The 26714-nt window shown below is 54.6% G+C and carries 25 protein-coding genes and 1 pseudogene; 13 read left to right on the top strand and 13 right to left on the bottom strand.

Translation table 11 applies throughout. The features are described from left to right. The first annotated feature begins 7 nt into the window (after window positions 1–7). The 6 genes from ABLV17_RS07075 (at window position 8) to ABLV17_RS07050 (ending at window position 5810) form a co-directional block, all read left to right on the top strand. Entirely contained in the window at window positions 8–151 is a 144-nt protein-coding gene (locus ABLV17_RS07075; protein ID WP_123273275.1) for an Ecr family regulatory small membrane protein, read from the top strand. Between the two features lie 485 nt (window positions 152–636). Continuing rightward, on the top strand, window positions 637–1209 hold the full coding sequence (locus ABLV17_RS07070; protein WP_087860554.1) for a spore coat protein U domain-containing protein: 573 nt from the start codon (window positions 637–639) through the stop codon (window positions 1207–1209). 21 nt (window positions 1210–1230) lie between these two features. After that, on the top strand, window positions 1231–1749 hold the full coding sequence (locus ABLV17_RS07065; protein WP_213316878.1) for a spore coat U domain-containing protein: 519 nt from the start codon (window positions 1231–1233) through the stop codon (window positions 1747–1749). Between the two features lie 17 nt (window positions 1750–1766). Then, the gene (locus ABLV17_RS07060; protein ID WP_213316877.1) at window positions 1767–2519 is read left to right on the top strand and encodes a molecular chaperone; all 753 of its coding nucleotides are present in this window, start codon (window positions 1767–1769) and stop codon (window positions 2517–2519) included. 1 nt (window position 2520) lies between these two features. Continuing rightward, a complete protein-coding gene (locus tag ABLV17_RS07055) occupies window positions 2521–4845 on the top strand; it encodes a fimbria/pilus outer membrane usher protein (protein ID WP_087860551.1) in 2325 nt (774 codons plus the stop codon). Window positions 4846–4862: 17 nt separating this feature from the next. Continuing rightward, a complete protein-coding gene (locus tag ABLV17_RS07050) occupies window positions 4863–5810 on the top strand; it encodes a spore coat U domain-containing protein (RefSeq protein WP_087860550.1) in 948 nt (315 codons plus the stop codon). A 380-nt stretch (window positions 5811–6190) separates the two neighbouring features. Here ABLV17_RS07050 and ABLV17_RS07045 read toward each other — a convergent pair whose 3' ends face one another. The 3 genes from ABLV17_RS07045 to yobA are packed head-to-tail and all read right to left on the bottom strand — an operon-like array spanning window position 6191 to window position 7793. Then, entirely contained in the window at window positions 6191–6532 is a 342-nt protein-coding gene (locus tag ABLV17_RS07045) for a YebY family protein (RefSeq protein ID WP_087860549.1), read from the bottom strand. Between the two features lie 13 nt (window positions 6533–6545). Continuing rightward, a complete protein-coding gene (gene copD, locus ABLV17_RS07040; RefSeq protein ID WP_213316876.1) occupies window positions 6546–7415 on the bottom strand; it encodes a copper homeostasis membrane protein CopD in 870 nt (289 codons plus the stop codon). 3 nt (window positions 7416–7418) lie between these two features. Next, window positions 7419–7793, bottom strand: coding sequence for a CopC domain-containing protein YobA (gene yobA, locus ABLV17_RS07035; RefSeq protein ID WP_087860547.1), 375 nt, complete (start codon window positions 7791–7793; stop codon window positions 7419–7421). A 134-nt stretch (window positions 7794–7927) separates the two neighbouring features. Between yobA and ABLV17_RS07030 the strand changes: the two genes are divergently transcribed. Both ABLV17_RS07030 and exoX read left to right on the top strand, forming a co-directional pair. Then, window positions 7928–8158: a DNA polymerase III subunit theta gene (locus ABLV17_RS07030; protein ID WP_015366007.1), complete on the top strand. Its 231-nt coding sequence runs from the start codon at window positions 7928–7930 to the stop codon at window positions 8156–8158. A 79-nt stretch (window positions 8159–8237) separates the two neighbouring features. Beyond that, window positions 8238–8897, top strand: coding sequence for an exodeoxyribonuclease X (gene exoX, locus ABLV17_RS07025; RefSeq protein ID WP_087860546.1), 660 nt, complete (start codon window positions 8238–8240; stop codon window positions 8895–8897). A gap of 2 nt (window positions 8898–8899) precedes the next feature. Here the strand turns inward: exoX and ptrB are convergent, their stop codons facing one another. From ptrB to ABLV17_RS07010, 3 genes are all read right to left on the bottom strand, one after another. Then, entirely contained in the window at window positions 8900–10960 is a 2061-nt protein-coding gene (gene ptrB, locus ABLV17_RS07020) for an oligopeptidase B (protein ID WP_087860545.1), read from the bottom strand. Window positions 10961–11082: 122 nt separating this feature from the next. Then, the gene (locus tag ABLV17_RS07015; protein ID WP_087860544.1) at window positions 11083–11754 is read right to left on the bottom strand and encodes a DUF533 domain-containing protein; all 672 of its coding nucleotides are present in this window, start codon (window positions 11752–11754) and stop codon (window positions 11083–11085) included. 105 nt (window positions 11755–11859) lie between these two features. Beyond that, window positions 11860–12213, bottom strand: coding sequence for a YebG family protein (locus ABLV17_RS07010; RefSeq protein ID WP_087860543.1), 354 nt, complete (start codon window positions 12211–12213; stop codon window positions 11860–11862). Between the two features lie 136 nt (window positions 12214–12349). On the opposite strand from ABLV17_RS07010, the gene purT reads away from it, so the two are divergent. Then, window positions 12350–13528, top strand: coding sequence for a formate-dependent phosphoribosylglycinamide formyltransferase (purT, locus tag ABLV17_RS07005; RefSeq protein ID WP_308958957.1), 1179 nt, complete (start codon window positions 12350–12352; stop codon window positions 13526–13528). 53 nt (window positions 13529–13581) lie between these two features. On the opposite strand, the gene ABLV17_RS07000 is transcribed toward purT, so the two are convergent. From ABLV17_RS07000 to zwf, 3 genes are all read right to left on the bottom strand, one after another. Beyond that, complete coding sequence (locus ABLV17_RS07000; RefSeq protein WP_015366001.1) at window positions 13582–14223, bottom strand: bifunctional 4-hydroxy-2-oxoglutarate aldolase/2-dehydro-3-deoxy-phosphogluconate aldolase; 642 nt, start codon at window positions 14221–14223, stop codon at window positions 13582–13584. 38 nt (window positions 14224–14261) lie between these two features. Next, on the bottom strand, window positions 14262–16073 hold the full coding sequence (gene edd, locus ABLV17_RS06995) for a phosphogluconate dehydratase (RefSeq protein ID WP_087860541.1): 1812 nt from the start codon (window positions 16071–16073) through the stop codon (window positions 14262–14264). Between the two features lie 222 nt (window positions 16074–16295). Next, the gene (gene zwf, locus ABLV17_RS06990) at window positions 16296–17771 is read right to left on the bottom strand and encodes a glucose-6-phosphate dehydrogenase (protein WP_045390321.1); all 1476 of its coding nucleotides are present in this window, start codon (window positions 17769–17771) and stop codon (window positions 16296–16298) included. Between the two features lie 319 nt (window positions 17772–18090). Here zwf and ABLV17_RS06985 point away from each other — a divergent pair. Together ABLV17_RS06985 and pyk are read left to right on the top strand one after the other, a co-directional pair. Next, window positions 18091–18995, top strand: a pseudogene (locus tag ABLV17_RS06985) (MurR/RpiR family transcriptional regulator). A 125-nt stretch (window positions 18996–19120) separates the two neighbouring features. Beyond that, entirely contained in the window at window positions 19121–20563 is a 1443-nt protein-coding gene (pyk, locus tag ABLV17_RS06980) for a pyruvate kinase (RefSeq protein WP_015365996.1), read from the top strand. Window positions 20564–20662: 99 nt separating this feature from the next. Here the strand turns inward: pyk and lpxM are convergent, their stop codons facing one another. The 3 genes from lpxM to znuA all read right to left on the bottom strand — a co-directional run bounded on the left by lpxM (window position 20663) and on the right by znuA (window position 24040). Beyond that, window positions 20663–21634 carry a lauroyl-Kdo(2)-lipid IV(A) myristoyltransferase gene (gene lpxM / locus ABLV17_RS06975; protein WP_045376153.1) on the bottom strand — a complete coding sequence of 324 codons (972 nt, stop codon included), beginning with the start codon at window positions 21632–21634 and terminating at the stop codon, window positions 20663–20665. 126 nt (window positions 21635–21760) lie between these two features. Next, window positions 21761–23080: a murein DD-endopeptidase MepM gene (mepM, locus tag ABLV17_RS06970; protein WP_045376156.1), complete on the bottom strand. Its 1320-nt coding sequence runs from the start codon at window positions 23078–23080 to the stop codon at window positions 21761–21763. 15 nt (window positions 23081–23095) lie between these two features. Beyond that, window positions 23096–24040, bottom strand: a complete 945-nt coding sequence (gene znuA, locus ABLV17_RS06965; protein WP_087860665.1) for a zinc ABC transporter substrate-binding protein ZnuA — start codon at window positions 24038–24040, stop codon at window positions 23096–23098. A gap of 78 nt (window positions 24041–24118) precedes the next feature. Between znuA and znuC the strand changes: the two genes are divergently transcribed. Further along, window positions 24119–24871, top strand: coding sequence for a zinc ABC transporter ATP-binding protein ZnuC (znuC, locus tag ABLV17_RS06960; protein WP_015705955.1), 753 nt, complete (start codon window positions 24119–24121; stop codon window positions 24869–24871). Next, the gene (znuB, locus tag ABLV17_RS06955; protein ID WP_045390315.1) at window positions 24871–25656 is read left to right on the top strand and encodes a zinc ABC transporter permease subunit ZnuB; all 786 of its coding nucleotides are present in this window, start codon (window positions 24871–24873) and stop codon (window positions 25654–25656) included. Before znuC ends, znuB begins: the two co-directional genes overlap by 1 nt. Before the next feature lie 39 nt (window positions 25657–25695). On the opposite strand, the gene ruvB is transcribed toward znuB, so the two are convergent. Continuing rightward, a complete protein-coding gene (gene ruvB, locus ABLV17_RS06950) occupies window positions 25696–26706 on the bottom strand; it encodes a Holliday junction branch migration DNA helicase RuvB (protein WP_015365990.1) in 1011 nt (336 codons plus the stop codon). Window positions 26707–26714 lie beyond the last annotated feature (8 nt).

Here is a 26714-nt window from a genome sequence, read left to right as displayed (position 1 = left end):
TTGACCCATGAGTAAAACTGAGATTTTCCTGCTGCTGGTTATCCTGCTTATTTTAGTTAGCGCGCTGTGGTTTATTTTCAGTGACGAGATATGGGTATTGGTCAGCTATCTGGAAACTTCACTCTACCCCACCTTAATCACCCCAGAATAACTTCATTGATCTTCCAGAGAACCGCATTAATTGTATAGCATTCCATCATTGCCTTATTTTATTTATCATACAAATATGTATACTAGCGGCTTCCGATGTAGACCCACTTTTCACCTGCACTATGGGTCTGATTACGTGCAGGTGTCTTCTTTCTGCTATTTTTTCACTCTCTCTCCCTACCAACTTTTTCCCTGGCATTTCGCTAAAAATATGCGCCGTACCGATATTTGCAAAAATTGTACTGAGTAATCATCCCTCCTCCACGCTCAAGTTAGCATTTACTAAGAAATTAATGCAAAAAATCAACATAAAACACCATATAAAGAAATTAAATAAGAACATAAAACATAAAACAGCATCAAAGTTAGTCTTTCATAAAAAAATAAGCATTTTTCCCGACAGCGGTTATATGTTGATTAATGGGATTAATCTCATAACCACAAAAACAGGGCTTTACTCAGCGGCTTTCAATCCAGAGGTTCATCATGAACGTCAAAACCATTTCGCGTAGTCTGCTTGGCGGCTTTATCGCAACGGCGCTCCTCATTCAGGCGCCATGGGTCCAAGCGGCAGGGCTAACCACCGGCACCTTATCCGGCCAGGTTGGCGTGCAGCTGACTATTGGCTCCGGCTGTACCGTCACCAATGGTTCCAGCGCAAACGGCGTTAACAGCTGGGGCACAATTGATTTCGGTACTTACAGCGATCTGATTAACGCTATTGATAGCAAACTGATCGGCAGCGGCGGCGCCAACGCAGTTTCTATTGTCTGTAGTAACAACCTACCGGCAACGCTAACGCTAAATAACGGTCTGCATATGGGTGCAGGCACGCTACGTAAAATGGAAAGCGCCAATGGCGATCAAATTGCCTACCGTCTTTACTCAAATAGTACCCGACAGGCCGAATTTACCAGTGCCGGAATCGGCATTACTGGAACAGGTACTGCTCAGGAGATCCCAATTTATGCTCGCGTGCTGCCAGCAGACCAAGGAGGCGTAACCGCCCCCGCTACCGGTTTTTACCAGGATATGGTGACCGCAACATTAACCTGGTAACGGTCAGGAGAAACGGACGTCATGCTGCGCTCAATTGGGCTGTTATGTGTATTTATCTCGTCAACAAGCGTATTGGCCGACACTGCGCAGAAAAGTTTTAAAGTGACGGCGCAGATTACCACCGGCTGCCTGCTTGGCAGCGGAAGCGGAACGCCTGCCTCTGACTTTGGCACTTTAAACTTTGGTTCTATGTCGTCGCTGTATAGCAACGTGGATGTCGCCAGCTCCGCCGGAGCTGGTTCTATCATCGTGGCGTGTACGCCGGGTATGGCTATCACCGTAGCGCTCGATTATGGCGTCAACGGCGGCTCATCATCCCAACGCTTTATGTCCAACGGCAGCGGCAATACGCTGGCGTATCAGCTTTTTCAGGACTCTAACCGCTCTACCGTTTGGGGTACCGGCGCTCAGGCCTACAGCGTCGCGTCCTTCCCCAATACCACACAAACTTATACGGTTTATGGCCGCCTTTTTGCCACGAATGGCTTCCCGGCGCAGGGTTCATATACCGATACCGTAACGGTCACATTGACCTATTAAAATAAGACAGGCTGAATATGATTCGTCGTAGCATTGCCGTAGTTTTGCTGAGTTTATCAATAGGTCCGGGCGCATGGGCCGCTAGCTCAGTGCTGGTCTGGCCCATTTTTCAAACCATCAGCGCCAACGAGAAAGGCTCTGAGCTGTGGCTGGAAAACCGCGGTGCTAGCGCGGTGAATTTACAACTGCGCATCTTCGGCTGGGATCAAAAAGAATCCAGGGATGTATACGCCGATCAGAGCGATGTGGTCGCCAGCCCGCCCTTTGCCAATGTGCAGCCGGGGCAACGTCAGCTTATTCGCCTGATGCGCGTGTCGCCGGTCGCCAGCGGTGAGGAAAAATCATATCGAATTGTCATTGATGAAATCCCTGCGGCTCAGCCGGTAAAGCAGACCGATAAAAGCTCTGCAGGCCTCAATATGCGCATGCGCTATGTGCTGCCGCTATTTACCTACGGGCAAGGAGCCGAGCCGCTGAAGCTGGAAAGCAGCGTTGAGCCGATACGTACTTCACTCAACTGGTCCCTTAGCGGCCAAAATCTGTGTATTAACAATGCCGGGAATCAGCACGCCAGATTGAGCAGCGTTTACTGGTCAACATCTGCAGGGAAACCGCAGAACGAACAAACCCAGGGGTTATTGGGTTATATACTGGCGAAACGTCGCGTCTGTTTCCCGACACCAGCCCGCGCGGCGAACGCATCCGGCATGCGCCTGTATGCAAAATTGACAGATAATAGTCAGGCGGTGGAAATCCCGGCAGCGCGTTAATATGAGGTTCCTTACCGGGTCCGGCGGTCTGCTGACTATTGTTTCGGCAACAGCCTGGTCGGCTACCTACGACTCATTGCCTGCGCCTGCTGCTGCGCTTAGCCAGCAGCAGGAGTATGTGCTTTACTTGGGCATTTCCGTTAACGGCAATACCCCCGTGGGAACCGTGCCGGTTAAAGTGGTAAACGATCATTACTGGGTTTCCGCCGCAGAACTAAAGCAGATGTGGATCCCAGTAAATGGCAATGAAACGCTGGTCGACGTCGGCCAAATAGCAGACGTGAAGGTGGCCTACGATCAACCAGGCCAGATGCTGAAGTTAACCGTCCCGGATAGCTGGCTACCCGATCAACATATCGGCAATAGCAGCGAGCAAGAGTATCTGCAGGCAATCAGCACCCCCGGGCTACTCTTTAATTACGATTCCTATAGTCTGGCTTCTTCTGGCGGCGACCGCGCCACTAGTACCTCAACGGAATTTCGCTTTTTTGGACCGGCGGGCGTCTTTTCTAATAATGCGGTTATCAGACAGAACTGGTCATCTCGCCATGATGATAGCCAGCAGGGCTATATCCGCTACGATTCGCTATGGAAATATAGTGATCCGGGCAGCATGATCAGCTATCAGGCGGGCGACGTGGTCAGTAATGCTTTAACCTGGAGTAGTTCGGTACGTGTTGGCGGTATTCGCCTCAGCCGTAACTTCTCGGTTCGCCCGGATCTGGTCACTTATCCATTACTCAATCTTTCCGGAAGCGCGGCGGTACCCTCCAGCGTCGATCTGTTTATCAATGGCTACAAAGCCAGTTCAACGCAAATTAACGGCGGCCCATATACCCTAACCAATGTGCCCTATATCAGCGGCGCTGGCGAAGCCACCATTGTCACGACCGATGCGCTTGGCCGTCAGGTCTCCACCAGCGTACCTTTTTACGTTTCCAACACCCTGTTGCGCCAGGGACTCAGCGATTTTGATTTTACGCTCGGTGCGTTGCGTAACAATTATGGCGTTAAAAACGCTGACTACGGTGCAGGCGCCGTCAGCGCTATCTATCGCTACGGATTAACCAACTGGCTTACGGTATCAACGCATACTGAAGATCGGCAAGGATTAACTAACGCCGGTATCGGTAGCGATTTCGGTATCGGCACGCTGGGCACGTTAAGCCTGTCAGCCAGTACTAGCCAGGGCGACGATCGAGGCCGGCAATATTCCGCTGGCTACTCGTATTACGGCAATATTTGGGGGATGAACTATCAGCATATTCAGCGTAGTGAGAATTTCGCTAATCTTAGCAGTTATCGTTCGACGGCAACGCTCAGCCGTAAATCAGACCAGGCCACCTTAAGCCTTAGCCCGTGGGGAAAAACCCTTGGTTCATTTAGTCTGGGTTATTTCGATATTCAGGCGCAGGACGATAGCCGCACCCGGCTCATGAACTTCTCATGGAGTCGCAGCCTGTGGCGGAACAGCAGTTTTAACATCAGCATCAACCGCGATTTACAGGCAAACACCTATTCCAGCATGATGCAGATAACCATTCCCTTCGATAGTTTCGGTTCAATACAGTTGAGCGGTCAGCGCGCCAGTTCCGGCGAGTGGGGGCAAAATGTCGCCTACACTCGTTCAGCACCTGCAGAGGGTGGATTCGGCTGGAACCTGGCCCACTCCATCAGCGGCGATCGTTACAGCCAGGCCGATATGACCTGGGTGAATGAAGTTTCAACCTTAAGCGGCGGTTATTACGGTTCACAGCATAATAACCAGGGCTGGTTTGAAGCGGCAGGCTCGGTCGTGCTGATGGACAGCAGTCTGTTCCTGGCTCGCCGAATTAGCGATTCATTTATCGTCGTTTCGACTGCCGGCTACCCGGATGTCGCGGTCAATTATGAAAACCGCAAAGTCGGGACCACTGACAATAGCGGCCACCTGCTCATTCCGTGGGCCACCTCGTGGTATCCGGGTAAAGTAACCCTCGATACCTTGCCACTGCCAACGGACGTTGAGGCACAGGTAGTGGAAAAACGCATTGCGGTGAGGGAAGCCAGTGGCGCACTCGTTGATTTCCCGGTCACCCGAGTCCGTTCAGCCTCGATAACCCTGGTCGATAAAATGGGACAGCCGCTGCCGTTGGGCACGCTGGTTGAGGAGAGCAGCAGCCAGCAGTCAGGGCTCGTGGGCTACGATGGGCTCGTGTGGTTTAGCCATCTGAGCAGACAAAACAGATTAGTGATTCACGCCGCCGCCGGCGAGTGTACGGCACAATTCGAACTACCTGAATCAACCCCCGTGCCGCAACGTATCGGCCCACTTAGCTGTGGTTAAGAATCAACGGAGATGCGATGAGATCGATTATCTGGTTATGTTCATTACTGTTTATTTTGGGCTACAGCGGATTGATATATGCCGATTGCAAGATTAAACCAAGTTCGCCTAACTTTGGCTCAGTGAGATCTTTTGACGTAGCCGCAACCCCGCAAGGGGTCAGCGCCGGCGCGGGCTTTAGCTGTACCAACCTGCTTTCGCTTTTTTCGACCAGTACCATTACCGCAACTATCAAAGATTCCGCCAATAAAAGTGGCAAAATCCCGCGACTTTATAACAGTGCTAACAACGCCTGGATCCCATATCGCGTTTGTAAAGACGCCAGCTGTAATCCAGCGTATCAAATTGATGGCGCCATCCCCTGGACTATTAACGCTCTGCTTGATCTATTAGGTTTATTTAACACCAGTGACGGAACCATTCCGCTTTATTTTCAGACCATGGCCGGAAGTAACATTCCTGCGGGCACCTACAACGACACACTGACCATTGAGTGGAAATATCATTATTGTCTGGTAGGCGCACTGGGGCTCTGCGTTGCGGACGATGGCACGCTAACCTCACAGGTTCTTCTAACCATGAACGTGACCAACTATTGTTATATTGATAACGCGCCAGATGTCGCGTTCTCCCCTGCTGCTCTGGTCGCCGCTATTCGCGAGGTCAGCGGCCAGTTAACCATCCGCTGCACGCAAAATGCGGCTTACAGCATCAACCTCTCCAGCACCAATGCACTTAACGGCAGTTGGCGGCAAATGAGTCAGACGATTAATTCCACTAGTTATTTTCTGCAATATCAACTCTACAAAATGGACGGTAGTGCCTGGACGCCGACCGCTAATGTCAGCCTGAACGGAACCGGTGGCGCGCAGCAAACGAACTTCACGGCCAGAGTGAACGCTTCGCAGAGTAATCAACCTGCTGGCGTGTACAGTGATACGGTGTTGGTCACCGTGAGCTATTGATTATGTTGTCACGTTTTTTTTGTAAAGGGAATGTTAAGGATAATTTTGTTGTGATATAAGGGGAAAAGCTCGCCGTGCAGCAACGCCGGGCATAATGAAATGGATTTTTTAACTTGCTGAATAATACATAAAAAGAGACCGAACACGATTCCTGTATTCGGTCCAGGGAAATGGCTCTTGGGAGAGAGCCGTGCGCTAAAAGTTGGCATTAATGCAGGCTAAGTCGCCTTGCCTTTTAAGAATAGATGACTGTGACAGGTTTTCCAGTCCGCGACAAAAGTGGTTGAAAAATTGCTGACAAATAACAAAAAACCGCCGCGTTCTCTTACCAAACGCCGGCGGTTTTTTTTACCTTTAAAACAAAGTGATATAGGTCATTATCAACAAAGCTTTTGCGCTCGTTCGATAAATGGCGCCAGGCTCATTTTTTGCCCCGGATGCTGCGGATCGTCAGCCTGAATGATGGAAATCGGCTGTGCGGTAGTCTTACCGGCCTTCACTTCCTGCTCGGCGACATCATTCAGCGGATACTGCACCAGGGTGCTCGGGTTGATGGCGTACAGCGCATTACCCGGGCGGCAGGTTAACATGACTTCTTCACGGGTGAACGCCCAGTTGTCCTTACCCACTTCAAAACGGCTCACGGTAATCACCTGTGGCGCCGCCAACGCGGCGCCTGAGCTTGCCAGTAACAACATTGTCAGAACGATTTTTTTCATCATTTAGCCAGTTAATTCAATTAGGTTGCCAGGTCGCGAACAGGCTGACGGCTAGTACTGCCAGCGCGGCAAGCGCCATTTCCAGCTGTGTAGTGCGTAAAATAGTTCGTTCCGCCCACGAGCCGTTACCTGACATTCGCGGTACCAGAACATACCTGTTCACCAGCGCAATTGCTACCATCCCGGCGACCAGTGCACATTTGAACAACAACATCACTCCCCACGGTGAATCGCCAATCAGCCGCCCCTGTATCAACAGCGTATTGCCAATCCCGCTGGCAATCGCGCCAGCCACGGCCAAATGCCCGTAACGTGAAAAGCGCATCATGGCGGTTATGGCTACCTGACGCCAGCGCCCGCGCGCCAGCCGCAGGCAGTAGACAAATGGCAGCAGCCCACCGGCCCACGCAGCGACGCAAAACAGATGTAGCGCGTGATTAGTACGCTGTAATGCGCCAGTCCAACCATCATGCATCGCCGCATGCCCCACGCCTGCCATTAACAACAACTGCGCGCAAAATAGCAGCAACAACAGACGCGCCGGGCGACGCGGTTTGATCCACGCAACAGTCAGCGCAATCCACGCCAGTACCATCTGCCACAGCCAGACGCCGCCAAACTGCGTCCCGATAACAGCGCGCCAGATTGCAGGTTGCCAGACATCGTTCCAGCCATCGCCCATCAACCCGCCCTGCGCCATCAGCATCAAAGTGGCTGAAATAGCGCTAATCATTAGCAGGTAGCGCAGCAGTGGATAAAAACGCTGCATCAACAGGCGACGCAGCGAGACTGGCGCCCACCATGCGCCGTACAGCGCGCAACCGAAGGCCGTCATCAATGAGATGAAGTGGACAAACCGCAGGCCGACATATATTCCCGACAGCATGGTTTATTTCACGCTGAAGTGGTATTGCCCTTTGGTCTTATGGCCGTCAACGGAGACCACATGCCACTCTACGGTGTACTCGCCCGCCGCCAGCGGTTCATTCAGCGGCAGCGTTAATTGCGCTTTATTACCGTCGCTACGGGCCAGTTTGCCGGTAGCCACTGGTTTATTCTGCGGACCGCTGAGGGTCACGCCGCTGAAAGTGGTTTCCACCCCTTCACTGAAGGTTAAGGTGAGCGCCTGCGGCGACGTTGAGACCGTCGAATCGGCCGCCGGGATTTGTTGCTGGAGATGGGCATGGGCAAAAGCGCTGGCGGTGGTCAACATAGCGCTGAGAAATACGGCGGCGTATAGCGCGCGTCCGGCGATGTTTCGCATTAACGTCATTCCTTTTTGTTATGTATGTTGGACAGAGAATAACCCTGTATAATAGCAGAGTCGAGCTAAGCATCCGGGACTTGCCTTTCAGCGTCACGCTTAGTAACTTTTGCGCCGTAATGAAGGAGGTACTGATGGCAAATAATCTGGCAAAAATTTCGCAAGATGAAATGGACAAGGTCAACGTTGACCTCGCAGCGGCCGGCGTCGCTTTTAAAGAACGCTACAATATGCCCGTCGTTGCCGATCTCGTCGAACGAGAGCAACCCGCTCACCTGCGCGACTGGTTTCGTGAACGACTGATCGCGCACCGTCTGGCATCCGTGTCACTTTCCCGCCTGCCGTATGAACCGAAAGCGAAATGATTGCTCATTCCTTGAGGATACCCCCATTGGCAACCGCCGCGCATTCTATTACGCTGGTGTTTTTGGCGAGGAGTAAGCCATGCTGCGCGTAATCGATACCGAAACCTGCGGTTTACAGGGCGGCATAGTTGAAATTGCCTCCGTCGATATCATCGACGGCCAGATAACGAATCCCATGAGTCATCTGGTGCGCCCTGACCGCCCAATCAGCCCGCAGGCAATGGCAATCCATCGCATTACTGAAGAGATGGTGGCCGATAAGCCCTGGATTGAAGAAATCGTGCCGCACTACCAGGGCAGCCCATGGTATGTCGCCCATAACGCCAGTTTCGATCGCCGGGTATTACCGGAAATGAACGGCGAGTGGATTTGTACTATGAAGCTGGCGCGCCGCCTGTGGCCGGGGATTAAGTACAGCAATATGGGGTTGTATAAGTCGCGCAAGCTGAGCGTAGCTACCCCGCCGGGTTTGCATCACCACCGCGCGCTGTACGACTGCTATATCACCGCCGCCTTACTGCTGGATATTATGCAGGTGTCCGGCTGGTCGCCGGATGAAATGGCCAACATTACCGGCCGCCCGGCGCTGCTGACTACCTTTACCTTCGGCAAATATCGCGGCAAAGCGGTGTCGGAAGTGGCGGAAAACGATCCAGGCTATTTACGTTGGCTGTTCAATAACCTGGACCGGATGAGCCCGGAACTGCGTCTGACCCTTAAACACTATCTCGGCGAGTAACGCTACACTTCCACCTTGCCGGGCAAAGTCCCCTGCGCGAGGGCGATTAAAAAGGCGTATTCCAATGCCACGCCCTCGTAGCTTTTAAACCGTCCCGACTTGCCGCCATGCCCGGAATCCATATCGGTACATAGCAGCAGCAGATTGTCGTCGGTTTTCAGCTCGCGTAGCTTCGCCACCCACTTCGCGGGCTCCCAATATTGCACCTGCGAATCATGCAGCCCGGTGGTCACTAGCATATGCGGATAAGCCTGGGCAGATACGCCATCATAGGGGCTATAGCTCTTCATATAGTGATAATAGGTTTCGTCCTGCGGGTTTCCCCACTCCTCAAACTCACCGGTAGTGAGCGGAATAGATTCGTCGAGCATGGTGGTCAGTACGTCAACAAACGGCACCTGCGCCACTACGCCATGGAACAACTCCGGTCGTTGGTTAATCGCCACGCCCATCAGCATGCCGCCGGCGCTGCCGCCCATGCCATAACATAATTTAGGGTCGCCATATCCCTGCGCCAGCAGCGCATCGCAGACGTCCAGATAATCGTTAAAGGTATTCTTTTTGTTGAGGAATTTGCCGTCTTCATACCACTGCTGACCAAGTTCGCCGCCGCCGCGAATATGGGCTATTGCAAAGACAAAACCGCGATCCAGTAGGCTCAGACGGCTGGCGCTAAAATCGGCGTCCATGCTGGCGCCGTAAGAGCCATAGCCGTACACCAGTAGCGGGTTGGCCCCTTTACGAAAGTGTTCGCGGTGATAAACCAGCGATACCGGCACCTCCACGCCGTCACGCGCTTTCACCCACAGGTGTTCGCTGCGATAACAGGCGGCGTCAAAGCCCTGCACTTCCTGTTGCTTGATAACCCGCCGCTCGCCGGTATCCATATCCAGCTCAAATAGCGTATCCGGGGTGGTCATCGATGAATAACCGTAGCGCAGCCTTGACGTTTCCGGTTCGGGATTATAGGCAAGCCAGGTGACGTAAGCTGGATCGTCAAAGGCAATGCCAACCACTTCCCGCGTTTTACGGTTGATCTGCCGCAGGCTGGTCAAGCCCCGCTGACGCTCCTCGACCACCAGCCAGTCGGTGAATAGAGTAAAACCTTCGAGCATCACATCGGGACGCGCCGGGATCAGCGTCTGCCACTGGTCTTCGTCGCGGAGCACGGTGCGGTAAAGCCCGAAGTTTTTACCCTCGCGATTAGAACGCAGATAAAACGCGTGCTGATAATGATCGAGGCTATATTCATGATCCTTACGTCGTGGCAAAAAACACACCGGCTCCGCATCGGGAAGCTCCGGGTTAAGTAATAACACTTCGCTGGTGGTGGCGCTGGCAAGATAAATCACCACAAACTGCTGGGAGGTAGTCTTATGCACGCTGACGTAAAACGTGTCGTCTTTCTCTTCGTAGACCAGGACATCGTTATCTGCGGTGGTGCCAACGGCATGTCGCCAGACCTGATAAGGCAGCAGCGTCGTCGGATGTTTGCGCACATACCACAAGAAGCGCGAGTCGTTGCTCCAGGCGAATCCTGGCGTGACGTTTTCCAGGATTTCAGCCGACCATTCGCCGCTGTTCAGATCCTTAAAACGTAAGCCGTACTGACGCCGTGAAAGGTAATCTTCCGCCACCGCCATCAGCTGGTTGTTCGGCGCGACGCCTAATCCGCCGAGAGTGTAGAATTCGCTTTTCGCCGCCCGCTGGTTGGCGTCGAGCAAAATCTCCCATTCATCCCACTCTTCTTTGAGCACTGACTGACGTTGGTAAATCGCGTATTCACAGCCGGGTTCATAGACCTGACGATAGCGGTAGCCATTTTTGCTATAAGGTGCGGAGACCTCCCGCTGCGGAATGCGATCGATGATTTCCTTCAGCACCCGCTCCTGCAGGCTGCTTTGTGAATCCATCACCTTTTTGCCGTAGTCATTTTCCTGATGGAGATACTCCAGCACTTCCGGGCGCGCGCGTTCGTCATCGCGTAGCCAGTAGTAGTTATCGATGCGAGTGTCGCCATGTAGCGTCATGGCGTGGGGGATCCGTTTGGCTTTCGGTAGCATGCGTTATTCTTCTGCGTCTTATTATGGAATCACAAAATCACTCAGGGCGCCGAGCGCCCTGAACGATGTCGTGTCTATAAGGGTGGCAAAAGTGGCCAGCGATGCAAGCGAAACGCTCTCTTTTAAGAATCAAGCGCCTGCTTTTGCGCCTGAACATCGCGTTCTATCTCCTGACGAACGTCCTCAGGCAGCTTGAGCGCATCGCCGAGCGCATCCAGATAGCTGCGCTCCATAAAATGGTCAATATCAATTACCGCGCAGCTGAGGTAGTAGATTTCCAGCGCTTCTTGCCCATCGCGCACGCTTTGCGCCAGCCGCTGCGGGTCGAGCGGCTGGGTTAAAACCCTGTCGATCAACACCCGGCCTTGCACGTCGATGTTCGCCGCGCGCAACTGCTCTTCTATATGCTGACGTTCACGCTCGTCAATATGACCGTCGCTTTTGGCGGCAAAGACTAGCGCGGTAATCAGCCGCTCGCTGCGCGCATCAAGCGCAACCGGTTCCTGGGCAGGCGCTGTTGATGTCTGTGTCACGATATCCGCCTGCTGGCCGCGCATTTTTTGCTGATACTTATTCCACAGCACGCTGCCTGCCACCGCGCCGCCGCCAACCAGCAGCGCGCCGGTGCCATATTTCGCCAGCAGCTTGCGCGATGACTTGCTGGCGACCAATAAGCCCGCAAGACCGCCCAATGCGCCGGGCAGCAGGTTTTTAGCGGATGACGACTTTTCAGCGGAGACGGGGTTACCCTGCTGGCCCAGCAGGGACTGAAGTTGATTAAGCCAGTTAGCCATAACATTCCTCATAGCGCGAGATGCGATGCCATCAGCCTAAACGACGAGACGTCAGGAAATGTTATGGCTGGCTAAAGATGCGAAAATTTCCGTTGCGCCCGGTTATCAGGCAGCTTTCACTTTCCGCGGTTTTTTTGCGGCGCCTTCTTCGGCGGAAGAGGACTCAGCCTCGGCAATTGCCGACTCCGGCATTTCTGCCGCCGCCTCAGCATGATCTTCTGCTTCCGGCAATTTCCCTGACTTCAGAATGTGGTGTAAGGCGTCTTTGCGCTCGGCCAGCCACATCGACATATTGTCACGCTGAGCTTCATCTAATTCCAGCGGGCACGCGACCAGCCAGTCATTGAGCACCTCTGCCAAATCGAGCATTTTGTCGTAAGCATCGGCCTCTTTTTTGCTGGCAAAAGACATTTTTTCCTCACCTTCACGGATCACGACGTATTTGATTTCAACCGCCATTGTGCAGCCTCTTTATACTGTATTTATATACAGTATATCAAATTTCGCCGCCGTTCTCAACTTACGCGTATAAAGACAGACGCAAACGTTTTCGTTTATAATGCGCGCCATGTTCTGTTTACGCTGAGAGTAGGTTATGACTTTATTAGGTACCGCGCTGCGCCCCGCGGCCACGAAGGTAATGTTGTTAGGTTCCGGCGAGCTCGGAAAAGAAGTCGCCATTGAATGCCAGCGGTTGGGTATTGAAACCATCGCCGTCGACCGCTATCCCGATGCGCCGGCGATGCAGGTGGCCCATCGTTCTCACGTCATCAACATGCTGCACGGCGACGCGCTGCGTGAACTGATCGCCTTAGAAAAACCGGATTATATCGTGCCGGAGATCGAAGCCATTGCTACCGACACTCTGGTTGAACTGGAACAAGCCGGGCAAACAGTGGTGCCGACGGCGAGAGCCGCGAAACTCACCATGAATCGTGAAGGCATTCGCCGGCTGGCGGCAGAAGAACTGCTGATCCCCACCTCTGCCTATCGTTTTGCCGACAGTGAAGAAGGCTTCCGCGCTGCCGTCGCCGAAATTGGTCTGCCTTGTATCGTTAAGCCGGTGATGAGCTCCTCGGGTAAAGGCCAAAGCTTTATCCGCTCGGCTGAGCAGCTCAGCGCCGCCTGGCAATACGCTCAACAGGGCGGGCGCGCAGGCGCCGGACGCGTCATCGTCGAAGGAGTGGTAAATTTTGATTTTGAAATTACGCTGCTCACCGTCAGCGCCGTCGACAGCGTCCACTTTTGCGCCCCGGTAGGCCATCGTCAGGAAGATGGCGACTACCGTGAATCCTGGCAGCCCCAACAGATGAGCGATCTCGCGCTGCAACGCGCGCAGGAGATCGCCCGCAAAGTGGTGCTGGCGCTGGGTGGATATGGGCTCTTCGGCGTTGAATTGTTCGTTTGCGGCGATGAGGTGATCTTCAGCGAAGTCTCCCCTCGCCCACACGATACCGGTATGGTCACTCTGATCTCGCAGGATCTATCGGAATTCGCCCTGCACGTTCGCGCCTTCCTTGGCCTGCCGATCGGCGCCATCCGCCAGTATGGCCCGGCGGCATCGGCGGTGATTTTGCCGCAGCTAACCAGTGAGAACGTGACCTTTAGCAATCTGCAGGCCGCCGTCGGCGCGGGTCTGCAGTTGCGCCTGTTCGGTAAACCGGAAATCGCCGGCGCGCGTCGCCTGGGCGTTACGCTGGCGGTTGCTGATAACGTCGATGAAGCCATCAGCCGCGCCAAAACCGCCGCCGCCGCGGTTGTCGTGAAGGGATAAAAAAAGCCCGGTCGCTCACGCGCGCCGGGCTTCTGTCATTTAAGGCGCAGAAATTATTTCGCGCCTTCTACCGCTTCGCGGGCCAGTTTGGTGATGCGATCGTAGTCGCCATTTTCCAGCGCGTCGGCTGGAACCAGCCAGGAGCCGCCGATGCACAGCACGCTGTTAAGCGCCAGATAGTCGCGGTAATTCGCCGGAGAGATGCCGCCGGTCGGGCAAAAACGAATGTGGCCGAATGGACCCGCAATCGCCTGCAGCGCTTTCACGCCGCCGTTCGCTTCCGCCGGGAAGAATTTGAACTCTTTCAGGCCATACTGCATGCCCAGCATCAGCTCGGATACGGTGCTAATACCCGGGATCAGCGGGATAGTGCCTTCGCCGGTCGCCGCTTTCAGCAGGGATTCGGTCAGGCCCGGGCTAATAGCGAACTGCGCGCCTGCTTCAGTAACGGCTTTCAGTTGCTCAACGTTGGTCACGGTGCCGGCGCCGACAATCGCCTCCGGCACTTCTTTGGCGATAGCGCGGATAGCTTCCAGCGCGCACTCGGTGCGCAGCGTGACTTCCAGAACGCGTACACCGCCTGCAACCAGCGCTTTCGCCATCGGCACCGCGTGTTCCAGCTTTTTCACCACGATAACCGGTACGACCGGGCCGTTAGTCAGGATTGCTTCTGCAGTTGTTTTCCAGTTTTTCATCAGAGTTTTCTCTCGCCAGATCTACAAATCGAATCGTCTTAAAAAGTAATGCAGGTTGCGCCCTGCTCGGCTCCGGAGAGCTTCTCGCGCAGCGCGCCGAACATCTCGCGGCCGGTACCGACCCGCGAGCTGCTCAGGTCAGGAATATGCGGCTGGCGGGCGGCCAATTCGGCTTCATCGACCAGCAGGGTCAACTCGCCGGTCTGCCCGTTAACGCGAATGATGTCGCCATCGCGCACTTTCGCCAGCAGCCCGCCATCGTAGGCTTCAGGAGTTACATGGATGGCTGACGGTACCTTGCCTGATGCGCCGGAAAGTCGGCCATCGGTGACCAGCGCAATTTTGAAACGGCGGTCCAATAATACACCAAGTGGAGGCATAAGTTTATGTAATTCTGGCATGCCGTTCGCTTTCGGCCCCTGATGGCGTACGACGACTACGCAATCTTTATCCAGCAGCCCCGCTTCAAACGCGGGTAGCACGTCGTGCTGGCTCTCAAAGACGACCGCTGGCGCTTCGATAATCTGGTTCTCAACCGGCACTGCGGAGGTTTTCATTACCGCACGACCGAGGTTACCGCTCAGCACTTTGGTACCGCCATGGCGGGAGAACGGTTTCTCGAAGGTAGCGATGACCTGATCGTCAAGCGGCGCGGTCGCCCCTTCACGCCAGTCCAGTTCGCCGTTATTCAGCCATGGTTCCATGGTGTAACGCGACAGCCCGAAGCCGGCAACCGTGTTGACATCTTCGTGCAGCAATCCGCCTTTCAGCAGCTCGCGAACCAGTACCGGCACGCCGCCTGCCGCCTGGAAGTGGTTAATGTCCGCCGGACCGTTTGGATACAGACGCGCCAGCAGCGGCACCACATCGGAAAGATCGGAGAAATCATCCCAGTTAATGATAATGCCCGCCGCGCGCGCCATTGCCACCAGATGCATCGTGTGGTTGGTGGAGCCGCCGGTCGCCAGCAGCGCAACGATACCGTTGACCACCACTTTTTCGTCAATCATTTTACCCAGCGGCATCCACTCATTGCCGTTGCCGGTCATGCGCGTCACCTGACGAGCTGCGGCGCTGGTCAGCGCTTCGCGCAACGGGGCGTCCGGATGAACAAACGAGGAACCTGGCAGCTGCATGCCCATAAACTCAACCACCATCTGGTTGGTGTTGGCGGTACCGTAGAAGGTACAGGTGCCCGGGGCATGATAAGAGGCGGCTTCGGATTCAAGCAGCGCCATACGGTCAACTTTACCTTCGGCGTACAGCTGACGAATGCGCACTTTTTCTTTGTTCGGCAGGCCGCTGGCCATCGGACCAGACGGAATAAACACCGACGGCAGATGGCCGAAGGAGAGCGCCGCCATGGTCAGTCCGGGAACAATTTTATCGCATACGCCAAGATACAACGCGCCATCGAACATATTGTGCGACAGGCCGATGGCGGCAGACATGGCAATCACTTCGCGGCTCAGCAGCGACAGCTCCATGCCATCCTGGCCCTGCGTCACGCCGTCACACATTGCCGGCACGCCACCAGCCACTTGCCCTACCGCATTGGCGGAGTGCAAGGCTTTACGGATGATATCCGGATAATGTTCATAAGGCTGGTGAGCGGACAACATATCGTTATAGGAGGTGATAATAGCGATGTTGTTGCGCAACATGCTCTTCAGCGACGCTTTATCTTCTGACTGACAGGCGGCAAAACCGTGCGCCAGGTTGCCGCAGGCCAACTGTGAACGATGGACGGTATCGCTTTTGGCTTGATTAATCCGTGCGAGGTAGGCTGAGCGGGTTTCGCGCGACCGTTCGATAATGCGATTTGTTACCCGTAACATTGTCGAATTCATAGAGGCTCCTCAAAATTTATCTGTCCGGCCACCGCGCGATGACGTCGAAGAATGGTGTAAATGGCACCACCACTGGGGCTCAGGGGCAAAATGTCTACGAGCAGTGTAATAAAAAAAGCCCCGGGGGTGAATCCTCCCGGGGCTTAAAAGATTAAAAATTATGCGCCAGACTGCGCCAGATCATGTTACCGGTAAAATAACTCTCCCGGATTAACGATACACTTACTCGAATTCGTTCCAGGAACGGCCATCGCGGGTGATCATCGCCACCGACGCCACCGGGCCCCAGGTCCCTGCCTGATAAGGCTTCGGCGCGTCGCCGTCGGCCGCCCATGCGCCGGTTATGGAGTCTACCCACTTCCACGCTTCTTCTACTTCATCGCGACGCACGAACAGCGCCTGGATACCGCGCATGGTTTCCAACAGCAGGCGTTCGTAGGCATCCGCCAGGTGAGTTTGATTGAAGGTTTCGGAGTAGCTCAGATCCAGCTTGGTGATCTGCAGATTATGCTTGTGATCGAGGCCTGGAACTTTGTTAAGCACCTGAATATCAACACCTTCATCCGGCTGCAGACGAATGGTCAATTTGTTCTGCGGCAGCTCCTGCCAGGTCTCTTTGAACAGGTTCAGTTCCGGAGTTTTGAAGTAAACCACCACTTCGGAGCATTTCGTCGGCAGGCGTTTACCGGTACGCAGGTAAAACGGAACCCCAGCCCAGCGCCAGTTATCGATATCCACGCGGATGGCCACAAAGGTCTCCGTATTACTGGATTTGTTAGCGCCCTCTTCTTCCAGATAGCCCGGTACTTTTTTGCCTTGCGCAAACCCGGCGGTGTACTGACCGCGGACGGTTTTCTCACGCACGTTCGAGCGATCGATACGGCGCAGCGATTTCAGCACTTTCACTTTTTCATCGCGGATGCTGTCGGCAGTCAGATCGGACGGCGGCGACATGGCGATCATGCACAGGATCTGCAGCAGATGGTTCTGGATCATGTCGCGCATCTGCCCGGCTTGATCGAAATAACCCCAGCGGCCTTCAATACCCACTTCTTCCGCCACGGTGATTTCAACGTGGTCAATGGTGCGGCAGTCCCAGTTATTGACGAACAAGGAGTTAGCAAAGCGCAGCGCCAACAGGTTCAGTACCGTCTCTTTGCCCAGGTAATGGTCGATACGGTAAACCTGGCACTCTTCGAAATACTCACCCACCTGGTCATTGATTTCACGCGAGGTTTCCAGCGAGGTTCCGAGCGGTTTTTCCATCACCACCCGCGCGGGCTTGGCATTCAGCTTCGCTTCGCCCAGACCTTTGCAGATAGCGCCGAATGTGCTGGGCGGCATCGCGAAGTAGTTAATGGTGACGCGGTTTTCCTGATCCAGCATTTCGCCCAGACGCGTAAAACCGCTGGTATCGTTGACATCAAGGTTACAGAAGTCCAGACGACCGCTCAGGGTATCCCATAGACCTTCGTCGATTTTCTCTTTCATGAAGGTTTCTAACGCTTCACGCACGACTTTAGTGTAAGCGTCTTTATCCCAATCGGCGCGACCTACGCCGATGATGCGGGTTTCAGGGTTAATCTGGCCAGCCTTTTCAAGCTGATACAGGGAAGGCAACAGTTTACGGCGCGCGAGGTCACCTTTCGCGCCGAAAATGACCAGATCGCATGCCTGGGCCGTTTGCGTTACCGCCATGTCATTCTCCTCAGTTGATAGTCTGGTGCTTATGCCAGGCTAAATTTGTAATTTTCTTACGCTGCACTGTACTGTGTTTACGAATTTCCTGAAACCCTTGGCGGTGCTTTCCCGACGTTACCGCACATAGAGGAAAAGCGTTCGCCGACAAATTGGGCATCAGGCTAAGAATGTTCGTTGTTTCGTCTGGTTTTCAGTTAGTAAAATACGACTCTGATCATGTAATGAAAAAAAACGACATTTTTTCTCGTCATTCCTCACCGCTTCTGATTGCGGAGGGGTATATTCTTGCTAAAACGCCTGATGATTTCACCCATTAATGAAATCGTTTCCATTGATGAGCGCCTGTAAACAATGAACATGCTGGAAAAAATCCAGTCCCGACTGGAAAACCTTAGCAAATCTGAACGCAAAGTGGCGGAAGTCATTCTTGCCACCCCGGCGCAGGCCATTCACTCAAGCATTGCGGCCCTGGCGCTGGAAGCCGGCGTCAGCGAGCCGACCGTAAACCGATTTTGTCGCAGCCTGGAAACCCGGGGCTTCCCCGATTTTAAACTGCATCTGGCACAAAGTCTGGCACACGGTACCCTCTATGTTAACCGTAATGTCGATGAAGACGACAGCGTCGAATCCTATACGGCGAAAATTTTCGAATCAGCAATGGCCAGCCTCGATCAGGTGCATCACGCGCTGGATATGTCGGCGGTCAACCGGGCAGTGGATCTGCTTACCCAGGCGAAGAAAATTTCCTTCTTCGGCCTGGGGTCTTCAGCCGCCGTCGCGCATGACGCGATGAATAAATTTTTCCGTTTTAACGTCCCGGTCATCTACTCCGACGATATTGTCCTGCAGCGCATGAGCTGTATGAATTGTAACGATGATGACGTGGTGGTCATCATTTCACACACCGGGCGCACCAAAAGCCTGGTTGAACTGGCGCAGCTGGCGCGTGAAAACGATGCCATGGTCATTGCCATTACTTCAGCCGGCACCCCGCTGGCGCGGGAGTCGACGCTGGCCATTACTCTGGACGTCCCGGAAGACACCGATATTTATATGCCAATGGTGTCGCGTCTGGCCCAGCTCACGGTAATTGATGTGCTGGCGACCGGCTTCACCCTGCGCCGCGGAGCAAAATTCAGAGATAACTTGAAGAGGGTCAAGGAAGCGCTGAAGGAATCGCGCTTTGATAAAGAACTACTCATGAGTAGTGATAAACAATAATAGTCATTATAAGTCAGAGACCAATTATGTCTCGGCAGCGTAGCAGTTCCGCCCGTTAGCGGATTTGGCGCTACCGAATCCATGTTCACGCAACACCAAAGTTGTTTTAGTCAACGGAGTATTACATGTCCAGAAGGCTTCGCAGAACCAAAATCGTAACGACCTTAGGTCCGGCAACTGACCGCGATAACAACCTCGAAAAGGTTATCGCCGCGGGCGCTAACGTCGTACGCATGAACTTCTCTCACGGTACCCCGGAAGATCACCAGCTCCGCGCAGACAAGGTCCGTGAAATTGCAGCAAAACTGGGCCGTCACGTAGCGATTCTCGGCGACCTGCAGGGGCCGAAAATCCGCGTCTCTACCTTCAAAGAAGGCAAAATTTTCCTTAACATTGGCGACAAATTCCTGCTCGACGCCAACCTGGGTAAAGGTGAAGGCGATAAAGAAAAAGTCGGCATCGACTATAAAGGCCTGCCGGCGGACGTCGTGCCAGGCGATATCCTGCTGCTCGACGATGGTCGCGTGCAGCTGAAGGTCCTGGAAGTACAGGGGATGAAAGTTTTCACCGAAGTTACCGTTGGTGGCCCGCTATCTAACAATAAAGGTATCAACAAACTCGGCGGCGGGCTGTCTGCAGAAGCATTAACCGATAAAGACAAAGCCGACATCGTTACCGCCGCAAAAATTGGCGTTGATTACCTGGCGGTCTCCTTCCCGCGTTGCGGCGAAGACCTGAACTACGCTCGCCGTCTGGCCCGTGACGCTGGCTGCGATGCGAAAATCGTCGCCAAAGTCGAACGTGCGGAAGCGGTCTGCGATCAGGATGCCATGGACGACGTTATTCTCGCCTCCGACGTGGTGATGGTGGCTCGCGGCGATCTCGGTGTGGAAATCGGCGATCCGGAACTGGTGGGTATCCAGAAGGCGCTGATTCGCCGCGCTCGCCAGCTTAACCGCTCGGTCATCACCGCCACGCAGATGATGGAATCGATGATCACCAATCCAATGCCGACCCGTGCGGAAGTCATGGACGTGGCGAACGCCGTGCTGGACGGTACCGATGCCGTAATGCTGTCCGCAGAAACCGCTGCCGGCCAGTATCCGTCAGAAACCGTCGCCGCGATGGCGCGCGTGTGCCTGGGCGCAGAGAAGATCCCAAGTCTCAACGTTTCCAAACACCGTCTTGACGTCCAGTTCGACAATGTCGAAGAAGCGATTGCCATGTCGGCGATGTATGCGGCCAACCACCTGAAAGGCATTACCGCGATTATCACCATGACCGAGTCCGGCCGCACCGCGCTGATGACTTCGCGTATCAGTTCCGGCCTGCCGATTTTCGCCCTCTCCCGTCACGAGCGCACCCTGAACCTGACGGCGCTCTATCGTGGCGTGACGCCGGTGCATTTCGATAGCCATAACGACGGCGTTGCCGCCGCGCACGATGCGGTTAACCTGCTGCGTGATAAAGGCTATCTGGTCTCCGGCGACCTGGTGGTCGTCACCCAGGGCGACGTGATGAGCACCATTGGCAGCACCAACACCACCCGTATTCTGACCGTCGAGTAATCGCCTTCAGTGATGGGAAAGCCTCCTTACGGAGGCTTTTTTATGCTTGTTATTCTGGTAAATGCAGGCGCCATAGCCCTGCTCAGCGCAGCATACAGCTTACTTCTTCGGAAACAGTTCTTTGCGCTTATAAGGCTCAGTTTCGCCCGGCTTACGCGTCTTCAGCAGTTTCAGGATCCAGGTATACTGTTCGGTGTGCGGCCTGACGAAAATCTCAACCTCTTCGTTCATACGACGCGCAATCGTCGTGTCATCGGCTTCCAGCAGATCGTCCATCGGCGGGCGTACCAGTACCGTCAGACGATGCGTTTTACCGTCATACACCGGGAACAGCGGCACTACGCGCGCACGGCAGACTTTCATCAGACGGCCAATCGCCGGGAGCGTCGCTTTGTAAGTCGCAAAGAAATCGACAAATTCGCTATGCTCAGCGCCATGATCCTGGTCGGGCAGATAATAGCCCCAGTAGCCCTGGCGCACCGATTGAATAAACGGCTTGATACCATCGTTACGCGCGTGCATGCGCCCGCCAAAACGACGGCGTACGGTGTTCCAGACGTAATCAAAGACCGGATTTCCCTGGTTATGGAACATCGCCGCCATTTTTTGCCCGCCTGAAGCCATCAGCATCGCCGGAATATCCACGCCCCAGGCGTGCGGCACTAAAAAGATGACCTTTTCATTATTACGGCGCATCTCGTCAATGATCTCTTTCCCCTGCCAGTCAACGCGGGACATCACGCGCTGCGGATCGCGCATGCCGAGTTCGGCCATCATCACCATTGCCTGCGGAGCCGACATATACATCGCATCAATGATAGCTTCACGCTCTTGTTCGCTTTTTTCCGGGAAGCAGTACAGCAGGTTAATCTGCGCCCGACGGCGGGAGCTTTTTGCCAGACGGCCTACAAAACGCCCCAGTTTGCCGAGAATGGGGTCGCGGAAAGAGGGAGGCGTCAGCGCGATTCCGGCGAAGGCGAAAACGCCCAGCCACGCGCCCCAGTAGCGCGGCAGTAAAAAAGATTTCTCAAATTTGGGGATAAATTCAATGTTATTTTTTTTCGTTTCCATGCCCGGTCCGCAGAAGGTCTGCTCAATCAATAAAGATAATGGCTTAGTTTAGCGATACGTTACTCATCGCACAAAAGAAAAAGCCGGCGCATAGCGGGCGCCGGCTTTCTGGAGAGATTATTCAGACTAATCAAAGCGCAGCTGCGGGATAACCTCTTTGGCCTGCGCCAGGTAATCGGTACGGTCGGAACCGGTTAAACCTTCGGTACGCGGCAGTTTTGCCGTCAGCGGGTTAACCGCCTGCTGGTTGATCCAGACTTCATAGTGCAGGTGCGGGCCAGTAGAACGCCCGGTATTGCCCGACAGCGCGATACGGTCGCCGCGTTTCACTTTCTGCCCCGGTTTCACCAGCAGCTTACGCAGGTGCATATAACGGGTGGTATAGGTGCGGCCATGACGCACGGCAACATAGTAGCCTGCCGCGCCGCTGCGTTTCGCCACCACCACTTCACCATCGCCGACGGAAAGCACCGGCGTGCCCTGCGGCATAGCGAAGTCAACGCCGCGATGTGGCGCAACGCGACCGGTCACCGGATTCAGGCGACGCGGGTTGAAGTTGGACGACACGCGGAACTGACGCGAGGTCGGGAAGCGCAGGAAGCCCTTCGCCAGACCCGTACCGTTGCGATCGTAGAATTTGCCATCTTCGGCACGGATCGCGTAATAGTCTTTGCCATCGGAACGTAAACGCACACCTAACAGCTGGCTCTGCTCGCGCTTGCCATCCAGCATTTCACGCGACATCAGAACCGAGAATTCATCGCCTTTTTTCAGCTTACGGAAGTCCATCTGCCACTGCATCGCTTTGATGACCGCGCTGATTTCCGTACTGGTGAGGCCAGCATCACGAGCGCTGGAGACGAAGCTGGCGCCAACGGTGCCTTTCAGGACGTTGTTGACCCAATCCCCTTTCTGCAGCTCGCTGCTCATTTTAAAGCCATTGGCGACGCGATTATAGGTACGCGTCTCGCGGCGCGACATCTCCCACGTCAGGCTTTGTAGATCGCCATCGGCGGTTAGCGTCCAGGAGAGCTGTTGTCCGATTTTAAGATTACGCAGCTCTTTATCAGCAGAGGAGAGTTGAGCGATGTCGCCCATATCAATACCGTACTGATTAAGAATACTGCTCAGCGTATCGCCCGTGGAAACCACATATTCATGGCCGCCGGAGTCGCTATCGGATTTATCGTCGAGCTCGTCCTGCGGGATAGCTTCTTCTTCCTGCGGCGCCTGATCGATGGGTTCGGAAGCTTCCGGCAACAAAGAGCGGATTTCGCTTTTTTCCAGCTCAATCGTTCTGACTATCGGGGCTGATTCCGGGTGGTAGATGTAGGGCCGCCAGACGGCGACCGCTAATGTTAGAACGCTCAACGACCCCAGCATAACGCGATGAGGTCGCGGCAAGTTGTTGAATGCCTGAGTGACAGCGCGGGCTATCTGTTGCACGTATTCACTTCCTCGTTAATCTCCTTTCAGGCAGCTTGAATACTGATGCCCCAACTGGCTCAGGAACTGTGGGTAACTGTCTTTACCCAGTTTAATTCCGATTCCAAGTGGATCCAGGGTTCCCATGCGCACGGAGGTCCCCCTGGCAACAGCTTCGATAACCGCTGGCCTGAATTGTGGCTCAGCAAAAACGCAAGTCGCTTTTTGCTCAACCAACTGTGTTCTTATTTCGTGTAAACGCTGCGCACCAGGCTGGATTTCAGGGTTGACGGTAAAATGCCCCAATGAGGTCAAACCGTAATGTTTTTCGTAGTAGCCATAGGCGTCATGAAAAACGAAATACCCCTTACCTTTCACCGGCGCCAGCTCGTTACTCACCTGTTTGTCGGTTGCGGCTAATTTTGCCTCAAATTCCTTCAGGTTGGCGTCAAGTTTGGCTCGACTCTGCGGCATAAGTTCCAATAATTTATCGTGGATTGCAACCGCTGAGAGCCGCGCTATCTCTGGGGAGAGCCACAGATGCATATTGTAAATGCCGTGATGGTGATCGCCGTCACTTTTTTCGCCATTAGCATGTTCGTGACCATGTTCGTCATCGTCATCATCCGTCCCTTTGATGAGCAACGGTTTCACCCCATCCAACTGCGCGATAGTGACCTTTTTCTGCTCCGCAATGCTTTGCGTTGACTTGTCCATGAATGCTTCCATTTCTGGACCAATCCACACCACTAAGTCTGCGTTCTGTAAGCGTTTTACATCAGATGGGCGCAGGGAATAATCATGCTCGGAAGCACCGTCAGGTAGCAAAACCTGGGTATCCGTTACGCCATCGGCGATAGCGGAAGCGATAAAGCCAAGGGGTTTCATGGAAGCGACGACGGCAGCATGAGCCACCGGGGCATGAGCGAACAAAAAAGCGGCGCTAAGTCCAGCGCAAAGAAGCGTATTTTTATGTAACATAATGCGACTAATCATCGTAATGAGCGAAAGTGATGTGATATTATAACATTCAATCGCTAGTGCAACCCCTAATTTGACATGACGAATCTTGTAACGCTGGAAAAAGTCGCGGTCGTCTACGGCCAGCGGCGCGTGTTGTCTGACATTTCGCTAACGCTAAAACCAGGCAAAATTTTAACGCTTCTTGGCCCAAACGGCGCCGGGAAATCGACGCTGGTGCGCGTGGTGCTCGGCCTGGTGACGCCGACAGAAGGTGCTATCCAGCGCGAGAAAAATCTGCGTATCGGCTATGTGCCGCAAAAACTGCATCTTGATGCGACCATGCCGCTGACTGTCAGCCGCTTTATGCGCCTACGTCCCGGTACCCGCAAACAGGATATTATGCCGGCGCTGCAGCGCGTGCAGGCCGGGCATCTAATCGATGCGCCAATGCAAAAGCTCTCCGGCGGCGAAACCCAGCGCGTGTTGCTGGCGCGCGCCCTGCTGAATCAACCACAACTGCTGGTGCTGGATGAACCTACCCAGGGCGTCGACGTCAATGGGCAGGTGGCGCTGTATGATTTAATAAACCAACTGCGTCAGGAGCTGAACTGCGCGGTCTTAATGGTTTCCCACGATCTGCACCTCGTCATGGCCAAAACCGATGAAGTGCTGTGCCTGAACCAGCATATTTGCTGCTCCGGAACCCCGGAAGTGGTCTCGATGCATCCGGAATTTATCTCCATGTTCGGCCCGCGCGGCGCGGAACAGCTTGGCATTTATCGTCACCAACATAATCACCGCCACGACCTGCAGGGGCGGATTGTACTGCGTCGGGGAAATGGTCGCTAATGATTGAATTACTGTTACCCGGCTGGTTAGCCGGCATGATGCTCGCCTGCGCGGCAGGCCCCCTGGGTTCGTTCGTGGTCTGGCGGAGAATGTCCTACTTTGGCGATACGCTGGCGCATGCTTCGCTGCTTGGGGTGGCGTTTGGTCTGCTGCTCAACGTGAATCCGTTTTATGCGGTTATCGTGGTCACGCTGCTGCTGGCGGGCGGCCTGGTGTGGCTGGAAAAACGCCCTCACCTGGCGGTCGATACCCTGCTGGGTATTATGGCCCACAGCGCGCTGTCGCTCGGTCTGGTGGTGGTGAGCCTGATGTCGAACGTTCGCGTCGACCTGATGGCCTATCTGTTTGGCGATCTGTTAGCCGTAACCCCACAGGATTTAATCTCCATTGCATTAGGCGTAGTGGTGGTGGTCGCGATATTGCTCTGGCAATGGCGTAACCTGCTGGCGATGACTATCAGCCCTGATTTAGCGTTTGTTGACGGCGTGAAGTTGCAGCGGGTTAAACTGTTGCTGATGCTGGTGACGGCATTGACTATCGGCGTGGCAATGAAATTCGTCGGCGCGCTGATCATCACTTCGCTGTTGATAATCCCGGCCGCTACCGCCCGCCGCTTTGCCCGCACGCCGGAACAGATGGCCGCAGTAGCCGTTGGCGTGGGTATGCTGGCGGTAACCGGGGGATTAACCTTCTCGGCGTTCTACGATACCCCTGCAGGCCCTTCGGTTGTGCTGTGCGCAGCAGCGCTGTTTGTTCTGAGTATGACGAAGAAAGCGGCGAGTTGATTGAGAGGCTACCCGGTAGCGGAAAGCTACCGGGTTTCATCAGGGCATTTCCGGCGGGGTAATACCGAAGTGATTCCAGGCGCGCACCGTCGCCATTCGGCCACGCGGCGTGCGCTGCAGGAACCCCTGCTGAATTAAGTACGGCTCCAGCACGTCTTCAATGGTTTCGCGCTCCTCGCCGATAGCCGCCGCGAGATTATCGAGGCCGACCGGCCCACCGAAGAATTTGTCGATTACCGCCAATAGCAGCTTGCGATCCATATAATCAAACCCTTCGGCATCCACGTTGAGCATATCCAGCGCCTGAGCGGCGATCTCAGCGGAGATAGTGCCATCGTGACGGACTTCGGCGAAGTCGCGCACCCGGCGCAGCAGGCGGTTGGCGATACGCGGCGTACCGCGCGCGCGACGGGCGACTTCCAGCGCCCCTTCTTCGCTCATCTCCAGCCCCATATGACGGGCGCTGCGGCCAACAATGTGCTGCAGGTCCGGCACCTGATAAAACTCGAGGCGCTGTACGATACCAAAGCGGTCGCGCAGCGGCGAAGTCAATGAACCAGCGCGGGTGGTCGCGCCAATCAGGGTAAACGGCGGCAGATCGATTTTAATCGAGCGTGCGGCCGGGCCTTCGCCAATCATGATATCCAGCTGGTAATCTTCCATCGCCGGATACAGTACCTCTTCCACTACTGGCGAAAGGCGGTGGATCTCATCAATAAACAGGACATCATGCGGCTCAAGGTTGGTCAGCATTGCCGCCAGGTCTCCGGCCTTTTCCAACACCGGGCCGGAGGTGGTGCGCAGATTCACGCCCATTTCGTTGGCGACGATATTGGCAAGCGTGGTTTTCCCCAAACCCGGCGGGCCAAAAATCAGCAGGTGATCGAGCGCATCGCCGCGCAGTTTCGCCGCCTGGATAAAGATCTCCATCTGCGAACGCACCTGCGGCTGGCCGACGTACTCTGCGAGCAATTTAGGGCGGATAGCGCGGTCAGCGGCCTCTTCGAAACCAATGCTGTCGCCTGATACCAGCCGATCTGCTTCAATCATCCCTTACC

This window comes from Klebsiella sp. CN_Kp091 (assembly GCF_040065095.1).
Taxonomy (GTDB): domain Bacteria; phylum Pseudomonadota; class Gammaproteobacteria; order Enterobacterales; family Enterobacteriaceae; genus Klebsiella; species Klebsiella aerogenes.
The sequence above is the reverse complement of the archived record's forward strand: the minus strand, read 5'-3'. Positions and strand labels throughout refer to the sequence as shown.